We start from the raw sequence: 14488 nt of genomic DNA, 5'->3' as shown, positions 1-14488 counted from the left end.
CCTGCGCTGATCGGGGCGATGAACGACGGGCTGAGTCGGCCAGCGGCAGCCAGGGCGGCGAACGACGGACGATGACGGCCTGCGCTAATCGGGGCGATGAACGACGGGCTGTGTCGGCCAGCGGCAGCCAGAGCGAATAACGGCGGACGATGTCACGGACAGGGGGAAAATGCATGGGACCTCCAATCAGGGTGCGGAGATCCGGGTACGCTAAGGTAAATAGGCAACAGGCTATTGCCGACCGTCCCTTCGCTGGCATGACCCAGATCAGGTTCAAAGGGTTCGGCGACAGCCATCTCAGTCCAGACAGGACACCCCTCGGATACGCTAGTTATACGGGATTCGTTTTTTTATTTCAATCCTTACCGGCGCATCGGACGGCTGCGCGGACCACGACGCGCGCGGGCCGCGGAGGCCTACCCGTGGTCCGTCGGTCGCGGCAAAGGGCAGAACAAGAGAGGCATATTAGTCAGGACGCGATGACAGCGCGTCAAGCGGCGCAGTGGCGGACGGTGCGCTCTGGAGCCTGCCCGGCGTCCAGCCGAGTTCCAGTGAGATTTTATGGGCGGTTTCCATTACCAGGCCGGCCAGCCCCTCCAGTCGAGGCAGAGGAAGGCGATCCGCAGGCCCGGAGACGCTGACCGCGGCGAATACCTGGCCATTGGCGCCGCGCACGGGGGCGCCGACGCAGTGAACGTTCAGCTCATTTTCTTGCAGATCAAAAGCATAGCCCCGCTCGCGGGTAAGCCGCAGCTCTGCAAGCAGGGCATCGCCGTCGGTCAAGGTGTGCGGCGTGCGCTCAATCAGCGTGTCGCTGATGATTTTATTGATAAGCGTAGGGGGTTGCCAGGCAAGGAACGCTTTGCCCACGCTGGTGCAATGCACCAGCGCCGCTTCGATACGGGTTATCATGGTGTTGCCGCTGCTGTTCATCGCCTGGCGCTCAACATAGGCCATTTGTGCGCCGTCAAATATGCATAGATGGGTGTTTTCACCGGTAATCAACTGCAACTGGGTGGCGTACGGCCGCGCGTGGCTATCAAGGTCGAGATTATGCAGCACCAGACTGCCCAACTGGAATAATTTCATGCCCAGCTTATAGGTGTCGCGTTTACCGTTTTGCTCCAACAGGCCGATGTCGCGCAGAGAGGAGACCAGACGATGGGTGGTGGCGCGCGGCAGCCCGGTGCGTCCGGCGATTTCGGCCGGCGTCAGGTTCGCATCCCGCTGAGAGAAGCATTCCAATATTTGCAGCACCTTGGTCAGGCTTTTGATTGACGCCTGATTGGTTGTTTCACTATTGGCGCTGTTGTTCATACCCACCCCATCAATGACCCGTCAGACAATCCGGACGGCCTCAGGCCGCCCTTAACCTTGACGCCGACGACCCCGGCGCCGCCCCGTGCGCGGGGGGTCACGGCATAGGCCGTTTTGCACCAACGCCGGCGATAATGTCGAGTATATCTCGAATAGTGGGATTTTTGCATCGCTTAACCTTCCCTATACCAAAAAGCGTCAGACGTCGCGCCCCGCAAGGCGCCGGCATACGCCTGAACGACGCCGGCCGGCGCCGTCGTTGGTTACCGTCACTCACCCGGCGTCAATACCGCTGCACCGGGATGGCGGCCTCCTGGCGCAGCGCTGCGGGCAGCAGCGCATCCGGGAAATCCTGATAGCACACCGGCCGCAGGAAACGGGCAATGGCGCCGGCGCCGACCGACGTCGAGCGCGCGTCGCTGGTGGCTGGAAACGGACCGCCGTGAACCATGGCATAGCCAACGTCCACCCCGGTGGGAAAACCATTGACCAATAGGCGGCCAGCGCGACGCTCAAGCGTTGGCAGCAGCGTCTGGGCGAGCGGATGGTCGGCCTCGTCCACATGCAGGGTCAAGGTCAACTGCCCCTCCAGCGCGCGGATGGCCTGCTGTAATTGCGCGTCATCGTCAAAGCCCACCACCAGCGACGTGGGGCCGAACACTTCTTCGCTCAACCGAGGCTCGGCAAGAAAGTGCGCCCCGTCGGTGTAGAGCACCGACGCCTGCCCCTGATTGGCGCTTTGCGCCGGTTGCCCCTGGGCCAGCAGGCTCACGCCGTCGACGGCGGCCAGCCCTGCGGCTTTATCCCGCCAGGCCTGCCAAATCCCGCGGCTTAACATGGTGGCGGCGGGGGCCTTGGCAAGTGTTGCGGTCAGATGCTGGCAGAATTGCGTCAGCGCTTTGCCCTCTAGCGCCAGGACCAGCCCCGGACTGGTGCAAAATTGGCCGACGCCCAAGGTCAGCGAGTCCACAAAGCGGGTGGCCAGCTCCGTTGATCGGTTCGCCAGCGCCGCGGGCAGCAGGATCTGCGGATTAATGCTGCTCATCTCGGCGTAAAAGGGCACAGGCACCGTTCGCCGCTGCGCCAGCGCCAGCAGCGCCAGGCCGCCCGCGCGCGAGCCGGTAAATCCCACGGCTTGGATAAGCGGATGCGTGACCAATTGCTCCCCCACCTCATGGCCGCCGCCGTGCAACAGGGAGAAAACCCCTTCCGGTAGCGCGAGCTGCTGTGCCGCTTGTTGTATGGCACGTCCGACGAGTTCGCTGGTGCCGGGGTGGGACGGGTGGGCTTTTACCACGATGGGGCACCCGGCCGCCAGCGCCGAGGCGCTATCGCCGCCGGCCACGGAAAACGCCAGCGGGAAATTGCTGGCGCCGAACACCGCCACCGGGCCGAGCGGGATGTGGCACTGGCGTAGGTCGGGACGCGGCAGCGGCTTACGCTCCGGCAGCGCTTCCTCGACGATGGCCTGCAAAAATTCCCCCCGGCGCACCACCGCGGCAAACATCGCCAACTGGCCGACGGTGCGGGCGCGTTCCCCTTCAATGCGGCCGCGAGGCAGACCGGTCTCCTGCATGGCGCGGATGATAAGGCACTCCCCCAGCGCCAGGATGTTTTCGCCGATGCGCGTTAAAAAGTCGGCGCGGGTCGACAACGGCAGCGCGCGGTAGGCGTCAAAGGCCTGCTCGGCCAGTTGGCAGGCGCGGTCGACATCCGCGGCATCGGCGGCGAAAAACTCGGGCGCCAGGGGACAGTCCTGGCTAGGCTCATCCGCATAGAATCCGTTGCCGCCGCCCCGGGGGCAGCAATTCCCCAAAATCAGATTACCCGTCAGTTCCATTAGTATCCTCCCGATAAAGTCACGTGATTACAAAGCTTCCACCATCCGCAGCAGCGCCACCTGGCCGGGATCGTCCAGACCGATAGAGCGTTCCGCGAACATGCGCGCGCGGCCGATGCGGTTGGGCCGTTGCCGAAATGCGGCCAGCGTCTCTTCAAGCGTGGCGCGCATCAGGGCGCGTGGATCCGCCGGCGCCGGCTGGCTCTCTAGCGCCAGCGCCAGCGCGTGCAGACCATCAAGCAGGGTTTTATCGCCCAGACCGGCCCCGCCGCGGTGTGCCAGCGCCGCCACGACCTCATGCAGCAGCGTGGCGAAATCGCTCTGGGAGAGCGTGGTTTTACCGTGGCAGAAACGGGCGGCGGTCAGCAGTCCCTGCGCCATGAGCGTGCCGAAACTGGAACCGGAGGCTTTGGCGCAGGCCAACGACAGCGTGCGCAAGGCGTGCATGAGCGGATCGTCGCCGTTGACGGCCTGGATCATGGCGTCAGAGGCCATCGCCGCGCGCATTTCCCCTGCGCAGTGTTCAAGTGTCGCGCCCAGATCGCCATCGCCCAACGTGCCGTCCAGGGCATTCAGTTCCGGGGCGGCGTCGGGCAGACGCGTGATGATGCGGCTTATCGCCGCCAGGAGCTGCGGGCAATCGATCATGGTTGACTCCAGAATGGGCTTGAGGCGGGAGCGCGCAGCAGCGTTTCAAGCTCATTGTCTAGCGCGCACAGGGTAAGGGAAAAACCGCTCATCTCCATCGACGTGGCGTAGCGACCGATGAGCGGCGCCACCACTTCCACTTGACGTTCGCCGAGCCGCCGCGCCAGCGTTTGGTAAACGATGTACAGTTCCTCCAGCGGCGTGGCGCCGAGACTGTTAACCATCAGCGAAATGCGATCGCCGCGTGCGGCGGGGATCTCTTCCCAAAGTCGCGCCAGCATGTCATCGGCCAGCGCGGCGGCGGGCCGTATTTTCCCGCGCCAAATGCCCGGTTCGCCGTGAATGCCCATACCAAACTCCATTTCGTCTTCGGTCAGGCTAAAGGCGGGGCGTCCCGACTCCGGCACCACGCATGCAGACAGGGCGACGCCAATGGAGCGACAGGCGGCTACCGCTTTTTCGGCGGTGGCCGTGACCTCGGCAAGGGATGCGCCGGTATCCGCTTTGGCGCCGGCCAGCTTATAGGCGTACACCAGGCCCGCGACGCCGCGTCGCTTGTGCTGCTCCGCTAGCGGCGCGCTGGCGATATCGTCGGTCATGCGCACGCTTTTAACGTCGATGCCCTCCATTTCGGCGAATTCCTGCGCCATATCAAAATTCATTTTGTCGCCGCCATAATTACCGTACAGCTGCAAAATTCCCGCGCCGCCGTTGCTAAGGCGCATCGCCGTCAGGCAATCATCGACGCGCGGGCCGGCGAAGACATTACCGATGGCGCAAGCCCCGGCCAGACCCGGCCCCACATAGCCATGAAATAACGGCAGGTGGCCGGATCCGCCGCCGGTCACAATACCGACTTTGCCCGCCGCGGCGCTGTCGGCGTGAGCCCGCACCCGCCCGTTATCCCCGGCCCGCCGATAGTGCTGCGGGTAAGCGGCGCACAGGCCGTCCAACATATCGTCGACATAACGGGCGGGGTCATTAAGGATCTTTTTCAATGCCTGTCTCCTCTGGGTAGGGCCATCGGACTGCCTTTGGCGGGCGCCGCCGCACAATGGCCGGTTAAAGCCGCCTAGGGCCGCTTTCGACCTCCAGCGCCGGCGGTCGCTCGCTTGGTGGTGAGCTTTATCCCGAATTGTGGGATAGATAAATTTAAATTTACCTATTTAATCCAGAATGTAAACGTGATGGCAGCGATATTTTCCCGTCAGAAAAAACGCGTAAAGGTCTTTAATTAGATTTAATGGTGATAAAACAGTGATATGGTGCTTATTTTTACCGCCTTGGTGGCAGGGACAGGGTAATGCGCTTCTGATGGTATTGTGATCTCAATCCCATATCGATAGATAGAAAGTTGATCAATTTAAATTAATCTCACATTAATGGATGTGTAGCCATTTCGTAACATCGTCACAACAGGAGCGTAAAATGCCTCAGAATAACCATGCCGATCTCAAGGCGAAACTGCGCGGCGTGCTGCCGCCCATCGCTATGCCGTTTAATGAACAGGGCGAACTGGTAAAAGGCGGTTTAAAGCCGCAAATTGACTTTATTATCGACAGCGGCGCCAGCGCGATCGTGGTCGGCGGCAGTACCGGCGAGGGCCACACTCTGTCGGACGAGGAATTCAAACAGGCGATGACCGAGGCGTATGACGCCAACCGGGGGCGCGTGCCGTTTGTGGCGGGACTTATCGTCAACAGCACGCGGCAGGCAATTGCGCGGGTGAAGTTGCTTGAAGGGCTGAAGCTTGATGCGCTCCAGGTGACGCCGGTTCACTACTTGTTCAAGCCCGACGCGGACGCCACCGTACGCCATTTCCGCGAGATTTATGACGCCACCGGCATTCCGATTCTGATTTATAACGTCATTCCCTGGAATTATCTCAGCCTGGAGCTGATGAGCCGCATTATGGAAGAAGTGCCGGGGGTGGTGGGGATGAAGCAAAGCTCCGGCGACCTGAAAGCCGTATCCGATTTGTTGCTCAGCTGTCCGGACAAAATTATCGTCAGCGGCGTGGATGCGCTGTTGTATCCCGGTTTTGCCCTGGGCTGTCAGGGCGCCATTTCGGCGTTGACCAGCGCGGTACCGTCGGTAGTGCACAAAATGTTCACCGCCGTGGAGCAAAACGATCACCGAACGGCGCGGGATTTACATTTCCGCCTGGCCAAACTGTGGAACACTTTACCCCACGATAATCTGCCGGCCTGCGTGAAGTATATTCAGTCGTTGCAGGGGGTGCCGCTGTTCCAGCCGCGTCCGCCCATGCAGCCCGTCAGCGAGGCGTTAAAACGTGAAATCAAACAGGCCTTTGATCAGCTTATGAGTTAGCCGCTACGGCCTGCGTCCCGTCAAGGCGCAGGCATCAATAATAAAATAGCCCAGCGCCCCCTGTACCCGGGCGCGATGGAGGCCTACGGCGATGAAATCTTACCAATCAACACTCGCGCACCACGGGCGCAAGCCGCCCACCGCGTCGACGCCCTTAGCGGCGAATGGACAGCCACAGCACGCCGCCGCACCGCCGCTCACGGCAAACGGCCAAGCGCCTGCCGCCGCGTCGGCGCCGCTGGATTTGCCCCGTCCCAAAGGACGTAACCTGCGCTGGGTGATCATCGGCATTATCGCATTATTGACCATTACCAATTACCTCGATCGCGGCAATCTGTCGGTGGCGGCGCCGCAAATCATGCAGGATCTGCATATCAGCAACGCCATGATGGGGGTGGTGCTCTCGGCGTTCGTCTGGCCTTACGCCATTATGAATTTACCCACCGGCTGGGCGGTAGACCGCTTCGGCGTCAAGCTACTGCTGGCCCTGGCGGCCGGTCTATGGTCGGTGGTCGCCATTCTTACCGGTTTCGCCCGCAGCGTCGGCGCGTTCATCGGTCTGCGTATCGCGCTGGGCGTCAGCGAAGCGCCGCTGTTCCCCGCGGCGCTGAAAGCCACGGACAAATGGTTCCCGGAACGGGAAAAGGCGGCGGCCACCAGCGCCTACATTGCGGCCACCCAGGTCGGTCTGGCGCTGGCGCCTCCGGTTTCCACGCTGTTGATGGAATACTTCGGCTGGCCGGCGATGTTCATCATTATGGGGATCTTCGGCTTCGTCGCCCTGTTGGGCTGGCTGGTGGTTTACCGCGAACCCGAACAGCACCCGCGATTGCACAGCGATGAATTGCGCTATATCACCGCCGGCCAGCAGCACCGCCAGGAGGCACCCGCTACGCAGCAGGGCAGGGTATCGCTGAACGAATGGAGTCGGCTGTTCCGTTATGCCTCGACCTGGTACATGGTCATCGGCGGTTTTTGCCTGCAATATGTGTTCTGGTTTTATATCAGCTGGTTACCTACCTATTTGCAACAGGCGCAGGGGTTCACCCTCAACCGCGCCGGTCTGCTCTCCGCGTTACCTTATATCGCCGGCGGCGTGGCGGTGCTTATCGGCGGCCGTTTCTCGGATCGGCTGGTGGTGCGCGGCGTCGACCCGTTCAAGGCGCGACGCTATACCATTGCGGGCGCCGCGGTAATGACCGCGCTGGCGATGTTTGTCACCGCCGCGTCCACCGGGCCTGCGCTGGCGGTGGCGCTGCTGACGCTTGGCATGTTCACCTATAGCCTCTCCTCCGGTAACTACTGGACGTTGGCCGCCGAGGCCGTCACCTCTAAACGGCTGGTGGCTTCGGTGAGCAGTATTCAAAATTTCGGCGGTTTCCTCGGCGGAGCCTGCGCGCCGATCGTTACCGGCATCGTTATTGACCGTTTCGGCGGGTTTGTCCCGGCGATTGTGGTGGCGGGGGCGATGGCGATGATTTCCGCGATGATGTACGGCATTGCGCTGCGCCGTCGTCTGCCGGTATGAAGGAGGATCTCATGACTCAATCTCTTCAACCCCGGCAGCCGTTGGCTATCGATGTACTGGTGGTGGGCGCGGGGTCGGCCGGCGTCGCCGCGGCGGTAAGCGCGGCGGAGGAAGGCGCCCGCACCCTGCTGGTGGAGGCGGCGGGCAACGTTGGCGGTACCTTGGCCGGGCAATTGCTGGAGCATAGCGCCGGCTTCCACAATCGGGAAGGGCAGCAAGTGGTGGCGGGCTTCGCCCAGCGCCTGGTCGACCGTATGCAGCACAACGGCGCTTCACCCGGCCATGTCCCGGATAACGTCGGTTATACCGCGACGCGCACGCCGGTCAATCATACCGAACTGATGCTGACCGAGGCGCAGTGGCTGCACGAGGTCGGCGTCGGCCTGTGGTTGCAGGCGCCGCTGACCGCGGTGGAGCGGCGCGACAAGCGGATTGTGACCTGCGAGTTCGCTACCCCCGCCGGCCCATGGCGCGTGGCGCCGCAGGTCGTGGTCGATACCAGCGGTGATGCGGTGGTGGCGCACCTGGCGCAATCTTCATTTCAGCCGGACAGCGCCGATGCCTGTCAGCCGGTGTCGTTACTGTTCAAGCTGGCCGGCGTCGATTTCCGGCCACTGATGGACTATGCCCGCAGCCACCCGGAAGAGTTCCGCCCGGGAAGCGTATTCCCCGACGCCGCCGAAGAGCATATTAACTTGTGGGGCTTCACCACGCTGCTGCAACAGGGGCATCGCGACGGTCGCCTGGACCTGCTGCGCAACGAAATGCATATCGCCGGCTGGCCGCAGCGCGGGGAGCTGGTGGTGAATGTCACTCGTCACGCCAGCGAGGGCCGGCCTGACGCCGAGCAGACCGGCGACGCCTGGCTGGCGCTATGTCGCCAGATCATGGCGTTTGCCGGCTGGTTTCGTCAGTCGGTGCCGGGCTGCGCCCGCGCCTACGTCGCCGCGATAGGCAATCAGGTCGGGGTACGCGAATCGCGGCGCGTGCAGGGGCATTACACCCTGACGCAGCACGATGTGCAGCAGGGCGCCCATTTTGCGGACAGCATCGCCTGCGGCGGGTTTCCGGTGGATATCCACTCCTCTTTGCAGCCGGGGCTGTCCCATACCGATGCCGTTGGGCGCGGTTTCGAGATTGCTTACCGCAGCCTGCTGCCGCTGACTCCCGACAATCTGCTGGTCGCCGGACGATGCTTGTCATCGGACCATGCGGCCAACGGGTCGCTGCGCATTACCGCCACCTGTTTCGCCACCGGTGAAGCGGCGGGGGTGGCGGCGGCGCTGGCGGTACAACAGGCGTGCCTGCCGGCGCAGCTTCCGGCGGCCGCATTGCGGGCGCGATTAGTACAACGTGGCGCCATTATCAGTCTGGATAGCGCTTGCGCCTGATAGGGTAACGCCCAGGCCAGGCGCTGCCTGGCGGACAACGACAGGATGACGGGATATGGTCGATTCAGATGTCAATCGTGAGGCTGCCGCCGGCAATGCCGCGTCTCAAACCGCAGTCACTACCGCGCGGCAGCTGCGGCTGACGCTGATTTCCTCGGTGGTGGGTACCGCCTTGGAGTGGTATGACTTTTACCTGTACGGGACCGCGGCGGCGCTGATTTTCAATCACTTGTTCTTCCCCCAGCTATCGCCGCTCAGCGGTACGCTGGCGGCCTTCGCCAGCTATGGCGTCGGCTTTCTGGTCCGTCCGCTCGGCGGGTTGTTTTGGGGGTATATCGGCGATAAGTACGGCCGACGGCCGGTGCTTATCGGCACGCTGGTGCTGATGGGCGTTAGCACCACGGCGATCGGTCTACTGCCGGGCTATGGCAGCATTGGCTTTGCCGCTCCGCTGTTGCTGACCCTGTTGCGCTTGTTGCAGGGATTCGGCGCCGGCGCGGAGTTCAGCTCGGCTATCACCTTGAACGCTGAAAAGGCGCCGGCGCACCGGCGCGGCTATTATGCCAGCTGGTCCGGCGTGGGCATCGGCTGCGGCGTACTGCTATCCGCCTCGGCCTTCGCGCTGGCGCAGCAGCTGCCGCAGGCCAGTTTTAACGCCTGGGGATGGCGTATCCCGTTTTTATTGAGCATTTTGGCGGTGCTGGTCGGCGGGGCGATTCGGCTATACGTGACGGAATCGCCGATTTTCAACAAACTGGAACAGCGCCACCAATTGGCCCGCGCGCCGTTTATCACCGTCTGGCAGACCCAGCGTCGCCACTTCTTCGTCGCGCTGGGGGCGCGGATGGCGGAAAACACGGCGGGGTTTTTCCTGCAAGTGTGGAGTTTGTCCTACGTCACGCAAACCCTGCATGTGCCGAACGTGGTGCCGGTCACGGGTGTTCTGCTGGGGTCCGGAATAGGCTGTATTACTATCCCCCTGTTCGGCGCGCTATCGGATCGGATCGGGCGAAAACCCGTGTATATCGGCGGGGCGATTTTATTCGGCGTGGGGATGTTCCCGTATTTTTGGCTGCTTAATACCGGTAATCCGCTGCTGATTATTCTCGCCATGATTGCCATGATCGCGTTGGCCAACTATTCCATGTTTTCCGTCCAGGCAGCCTACTTTGCGGAGTTATTCAACAGCGCGACGCGGGTCACCGCGATTTCAATGTCGCGGGAAATTTCTTCAATCTTTGCCGGCGGGCTGGCGCCCATTATCGCCAGCAGTCTGCTGCTGTGGTCAAACGGCAATTATGCCGCTGTCGCCTGGTATATGGTCGCGCTGAGCGTGATTACCGTTGTGGCGCTGTGCTATGGACCTGAAACCCGGGGATGTTCGCTTGATGATCATTGAGCGCCAGGACATCGTTACGCCAGTTAACCCTGCTCTGTAGGAGAACCGGTTATGAACGTCAGGGATACTCTGCCAGCTACGCTGGCCAAACAGGCGATTTCAGACAATGAAATGCGTAAGGTGGTGACCGCCAGCGTCATGGGGACCATCATTGAATATTATGATTTCACCCTGTACACCACGGCCACCGCGCTGGTATTTAACAAAATTTTCTTTCCGGGAGAAACGCCGCTTATCGGCTCCCTGGCGGCGTTCGCCACCTATTTCGTCGGCTATTGCGCCCGACCGTTGGGGGGCGTGCTGTTTGGTCATTTTGGCGATCGCGTCGGGCGCAAAATTACGCTGATGATGACGCTGATGATTATGGGCATCGGCACGTTGTTGATTGGTTTAATCCCGCCCTATGCGCAAATCGGCGTTTGGGCGCCGGTGGCATTGGTGCTGCTGCGCTGTTTGCAGGGCATCGGGATAGGTGGCGAATATGGCGGCGGGATGACCATGGTGGTGGAACATTCGCCCCCCGGACGCCGCGGGTTTTACAGCGCGCTGATGCATATTGGCGTCCCTGCCGGCTTCCTGTTGCCGATTATCGCCATCACCTTACTGAACGCGTTTTTGGATGAACGGGCCTTTTTATCCTGGGGGTGGCGTATACCGTTCTTGTTCAGCGTGGTGCTGTTGGGTATTGGCCTGTTTATCCGTAGCCAAATTAGCGAAACGCCGGCCTTTAAAAAAATCCAGCGCGAGGGAAGCCAGGCCAGCGTACCGGTGCTCGAGGCGCTGCAGCACCATTTCCCAACCATCTTGTTGGGTATCGGCGCCAAAATTGCCGAAAGTGGTCTGTTTAATATTTACGCCGTGTTCGCCATCAGCTATTGCGTCAATGTGTTATCCCTGTCGAGCCAGGTGATCCTGTACGGGATTTTGCTGGCCTGTCTGCTGGAGTGCTTTACGTTGCCGCTGTTCGGCCATCTTGCCGACCGTTACGGAAAAAAACGGGTCTATTTAGCCGGCATGATTGCCCAGGCGCTACTGGCATGGCCGTTTATGCTGATGCTGGCCAGCGGGCATTTGGGGCTGATTTATCTGGCGATTGCGCTCGGTCTGGGGCTGGGCCACGGCTCGACCTTCGGCGCGCAGGGGGCTTTTTTCTCCGCCCTGTTCCCGGCGCGGATACGTTACAGCGGCTTATCTCTGGTACAGCAAATCGGGCCCATCCTGGGCGGCGGTCTGTCGCCGATGATCGCCACGGCGCTGCTGGTGGGGTGGCACAATAACGGGCTTATCGCGGGGTATATGGCGCTGATGGCGGTCATATCCGGCCTGTGCGCGCTGCGGCTGCGCGATGAGAAGATCCCGCCGAGCCAAGTCTAGGTCGTGTGGGGGGCACAGTACGTCCCCCAACGAACGGCGTTATCGGCAGCAGGTGCGCCGTACGCTTGCGTTGGGCGGCACGGTCGGCAGCGGCGCAATAGGCTCCCTTGAGCAACGTTGGCGGCGGCAGAGGCGCAGGACGTCGCCGAGTTGGCGCCGTTAGGCGGGCCGGGGGGCGTGGCGGTCGCTGTGGCCCAGGTCGCGATCGGGGAAACAGTGATCCCGCAGGCGTTTTTTCATCTCCGCCGCATCAGGAAACCCGCCGTCGCGCTTGCGCTCCCACAGCAGCGCGTCGTTAACGGTGATTTGGTAAACACCGCCCGTGCCCGGCACTAAATTTACCGAGGCCAGATCGGCACCGAACGTTTGCAGCAGCTCCTGGGCCATCCAGGCGGCGCGCAGCAACCAGTTACATTGAGAGCAATAGTGGATAGACACGACAAAGGGCGGATGCATGGGTACAACCTCATAACGGAAACCAACCCCATCATTGATGCGCGCACCGCCGCTGTCAAGGCGCGCGAACCAGATTGACGCTACCGCCCGCCGCCGTGCTGCGCCTTTGTGACGTCTTGCCTTAGGCGGTCTGCCGCTGCGCTACTGCCCGCCGCCGTGCTGCGTCTTTGTGACGTTTAGCTTTAGGCGGGCTGCCGCTGCGCTACCGCCCGCCGCCTTGCTGCGTCTTTGTGACGTTTAGCTTTAGGCGGGCTGCCGCTGCGCGACCGCCCGCCGCCGTGCTGCGTCTTTGTGACGTCTAGCTTTAGGCGGGCTGCCGTGGTGCAGGGGGGAGCGCGGCAGGGGCGGCATGCCCATCGTCGCGTCGGGCGCGATAAAGAATAAACAGACGATCGTCCGCCGGGCGCTGGCCGGACCAGATCCGCCGCCAGGCCGGCGCCGGCGGCGCGATGCGCGCTTCCTGCGCCTGCTGTACCAGCAGAAAATCGCAGCCGAGCGCGGCCTCATTGAGATGCCCCGGTTCCCCCTGGCCCGAATGGCCGGCATAAATACGCCGGCCCGCCACGCCGGTCAAATAATGCAGCATACCGAGCTCCGATTCACCCAGACCGTCGGTCGCCAGGCAGTGGGGCGACGTCAGCAGCGGTCGCAGCTGCGCGAAGGGTTGATGATAACTGCGCGCCGCGTCCAGCCAGGGCAGCAATAGCAGCAGCGCGACGCTCCAGACGGCGGTCATGCCCGCGGCCCAGGAGCACAATAAATCCGGCTTACGGCGGCAGGTTACGCCGGCCCACAACGCCAGGACCAAACAGGCAAGCCCGAGACTCGGCCCGTCGGGGATAAGCCAGAACGGGGTGGGCAACTGGCTGTCGATATTGGGCCAAAGCCCATGCAGGAGGCGCGGCGTGCCGGCGTGGTATAACTGCAATGCGGTGACGACGATGACCAACAGCAGCAAAAGAAACAATCCGTCCAGCGCGCGGGCCGCCAGCCGGTGCCACGGCTGGCCTGCCGGCAGCAGCCCAAGCGCCAGCAGCGTCATGGCGGGCAGGAACGGCATCAGGTAGATATCGCGCATCGAGCCCGATGACAGCAGCGTCGCCAGGCCGACCGCCAGATAGACCGCCGCCACGCTCCGCGCCGGATAACGGTGGAAGGCCGCCGCCAGCGCCCGCCCTCCCGGGCGCAGCGACCGCGCACGGCGCGCGAGCGCGATAAGGCCGGTCATCGCGCCTTTTATCAACAGCAACGAGGCGGGCGCGCCGGCCAGCACAACGGCAAATAGCCTGTCCAGCAGCGGGTTATCGTGGCCGCCGAGCGAGGTAAAGCCGGCAAACCGGCCGATGTTATTGACCCAGAACCACTCATAAAACAGGTCTGGCGCCGCGGAATACAGCGCCAGCGGCCAGGGCACCGCAAAGGGCAGTAACGCCAGGCCGGCGCACAGAATAAATGCCGCACCGCGCCGCCCGCGCAGCGCCGGCAGCCACGGTAGGCAGCAGGCCCAAACCGCAAACAGGACGCCCGGCATCAGCAGCCCTTTAGAGAGCAGCGCAATGCCGATGCCCGCGCCGAAGGACCCGCCATGCATCAATGTGCGTTGATAGGACGGCGCGTCCCGGGATGAGACGGCGGCCATCAATGCCGCCAGCGCCACCATCGCGCCCGCCAATTGCCCGAGATCGGCGGTAAATTTATGAATATGCTCGGCAAGGCCAAGATTGGTCGCCAGCAGGGCGATGCCGCAAAAGCGCCAGGCCGGCGCCGAGAGCGTCGGCCGTGCAATTTCGCCGTACACTGTCTTCAGCGCGCGGCAAAAGCCCCAGAGCGTGACCCCCAGGCAGGCGAGCACCGCCAGACGCGCCGCCTCATGGGGCGCCAGCCAGGGGAACAGCCGCACGCATAGCGCGCCCAGCCAAAAAAACAGCGGCGGTTTTTCCAGAAAGGGATCGTCGCCGATGTGGGGAATAAGCCAGCGATCGTGGCTGACGGCGTTCCAGGCGATAGCGAAGGAATAGGGCTCGTCCGCCTTCCAGGGAAAGCGGCCAAAGGTTCCCGCCAGCAGATACGCGGCAAATAGGCCATAGACGCCGGCGCGCAGCGCCGATAAGCGCCAGGGCGCGCCTGACGTCGGTACAAAGCGGGCAACCCGCGCTAAATAAAGGCGTAGCGGCAGAGTGAAGCGAAGAAGTTTCATGGATACT

At 62.5% G+C, this 14488-nt stretch carries 11 protein-coding genes and 1 riboswitch; of the genes, 5 read left to right on the top strand and 6 right to left on the bottom strand.

Features of this window, described 5'->3' with window-relative positions:
• Positions 1-227 precede the first annotated feature (227 nt).
• A riboswitch (TPP riboswitch) is annotated at positions 228-329 on the bottom strand.
• A gap of 136 nt (positions 330-465) precedes the next feature.
• From SANT_RS12095 to SANT_RS12080, 4 genes are all read right to left on the bottom strand, one after another.
• Positions 466-1317: an IclR family transcriptional regulator gene (locus SANT_RS12095; RefSeq protein ID WP_025422558.1), complete on the bottom strand. Its 852-nt coding sequence runs from the start codon at positions 1315-1317 to the stop codon at positions 466-468.
• Between the two features lie 283 nt (positions 1318-1600).
• On the bottom strand, positions 1601-3157 hold the full coding sequence (locus SANT_RS12090) for an aldehyde dehydrogenase (NADP(+)) (protein WP_038668522.1): 1557 nt from the start codon (positions 3155-3157) through the stop codon (positions 1601-1603).
• Between the two features lie 27 nt (positions 3158-3184).
• On the bottom strand, positions 3185-3805 hold the full coding sequence (locus tag SANT_RS12085) for a DAK2 domain-containing protein (protein ID WP_025422557.1): 621 nt from the start codon (positions 3803-3805) through the stop codon (positions 3185-3187).
• Positions 3802-4803 carry a dihydroxyacetone kinase subunit DhaK gene (locus SANT_RS12080; RefSeq protein WP_025422556.1) on the bottom strand — a complete coding sequence of 334 codons (1002 nt, stop codon included), beginning with the start codon at positions 4801-4803 and terminating at the stop codon, positions 3802-3804. Before SANT_RS12080 ends, SANT_RS12085 begins: the two co-directional genes overlap by 4 nt.
• A gap of 430 nt (positions 4804-5233) precedes the next feature.
• Here SANT_RS12080 and SANT_RS12075 point away from each other — a divergent pair, with 430 nt between their 5' ends.
• The 5 genes from SANT_RS12075 (at position 5234) to SANT_RS12055 (ending at position 11828) form a co-directional block, all read left to right on the top strand.
• Positions 5234-6136, top strand: coding sequence for a dihydrodipicolinate synthase family protein (locus tag SANT_RS12075; RefSeq protein ID WP_025422555.1), 903 nt, complete (start codon positions 5234-5236; stop codon positions 6134-6136).
• Positions 6137-6227: 91 nt separating this feature from the next.
• Entirely contained in the window at positions 6228-7664 is a 1437-nt protein-coding gene (locus SANT_RS12070) for an MFS transporter (protein WP_025422554.1), read from the top strand.
• 11 nt (positions 7665-7675) lie between these two features.
• Positions 7676-9055, top strand: a complete 1380-nt coding sequence (locus SANT_RS12065) for an FAD-dependent oxidoreductase (protein ID WP_025422553.1) — start codon at positions 7676-7678, stop codon at positions 9053-9055.
• 55 nt (positions 9056-9110) lie between these two features.
• Entirely contained in the window at positions 9111-10454 is a 1344-nt protein-coding gene (locus SANT_RS12060) for an MFS transporter (protein WP_025422552.1), read from the top strand.
• A 51-nt stretch (positions 10455-10505) separates the two neighbouring features.
• Entirely contained in the window at positions 10506-11828 is a 1323-nt protein-coding gene (locus SANT_RS12055) for an MFS transporter (RefSeq protein ID WP_038668519.1), read from the top strand.
• 159 nt (positions 11829-11987) lie between these two features.
• On the opposite strand, the gene SANT_RS12050 is transcribed toward SANT_RS12055, so the two are convergent.
• Positions 11988-12284 carry a SelT/SelW/SelH family protein gene (locus SANT_RS12050; protein ID WP_025422550.1) on the bottom strand — a complete coding sequence of 99 codons (297 nt, stop codon included), beginning with the start codon at positions 12282-12284 and terminating at the stop codon, positions 11988-11990.
• Positions 12285-12588: 304 nt separating this feature from the next.
• Positions 12589-14481: an ArnT family glycosyltransferase gene (locus SANT_RS12045; protein ID WP_025422549.1), complete on the bottom strand. Its 1893-nt coding sequence runs from the start codon at positions 14479-14481 to the stop codon at positions 12589-12591.
• Positions 14482-14488 lie beyond the last annotated feature (7 nt).

The sequence above is a fragment of the Sodalis praecaptivus genome, assembly GCF_000517425.1.
Classification (GTDB): Bacteria; Pseudomonadota; Gammaproteobacteria; order Enterobacterales; family Enterobacteriaceae; genus Sodalis_A; species Sodalis_A praecaptivus.
Note: the sequence above shows the minus strand (reverse complement) of the source record. Positions and strands in the feature narration are given on the sequence as shown.

Excerpts from the sequence above, each read along its gene's own strand:
- SANT_RS12085 (WP_025422557.1), bottom strand. The coding sequence starts at position 3,805 with ATGATCGATTGCCCGCAGCTCCTGGCGGCGATAAGCCGCATCATCACG.
- SANT_RS12050 (WP_025422550.1), bottom strand. The coding sequence starts at position 12,284 with ATGCATCCGCCCTTTGTCGTGTCTATCCACTATTGCTCTCAATGTAAC.
- SANT_RS12095 (WP_025422558.1), bottom strand. The coding sequence starts at position 1,317 with ATGAACAACAGCGCCAATAGTGAAACAACCAATCAGGCGTCAATCAAA.
- SANT_RS12060 (WP_025422552.1), top strand. The coding sequence starts at position 9,111 with ATGGTCGATTCAGATGTCAATCGTGAGGCTGCCGCCGGCAATGCCGCG.
- SANT_RS12055 (WP_038668519.1), top strand. The coding sequence starts at position 10,506 with ATGAACGTCAGGGATACTCTGCCAGCTACGCTGGCCAAACAGGCGATT.
- SANT_RS12090 (WP_038668522.1), bottom strand. The coding sequence starts at position 3,157 with ATGGAACTGACGGGTAATCTGATTTTGGGGAATTGCTGCCCCCGGGGC.
- SANT_RS12045 (WP_025422549.1), bottom strand. The coding sequence starts at position 14,481 with ATGAAACTTCTTCGCTTCACTCTGCCGCTACGCCTTTATTTAGCGCGG.
- SANT_RS12075 (WP_025422555.1), top strand. The coding sequence starts at position 5,234 with ATGCCTCAGAATAACCATGCCGATCTCAAGGCGAAACTGCGCGGCGTG.
- SANT_RS12065 (WP_025422553.1), top strand. The coding sequence starts at position 7,676 with ATGACTCAATCTCTTCAACCCCGGCAGCCGTTGGCTATCGATGTACTG.
- SANT_RS12070 (WP_025422554.1), top strand. The coding sequence starts at position 6,228 with ATGAAATCTTACCAATCAACACTCGCGCACCACGGGCGCAAGCCGCCC.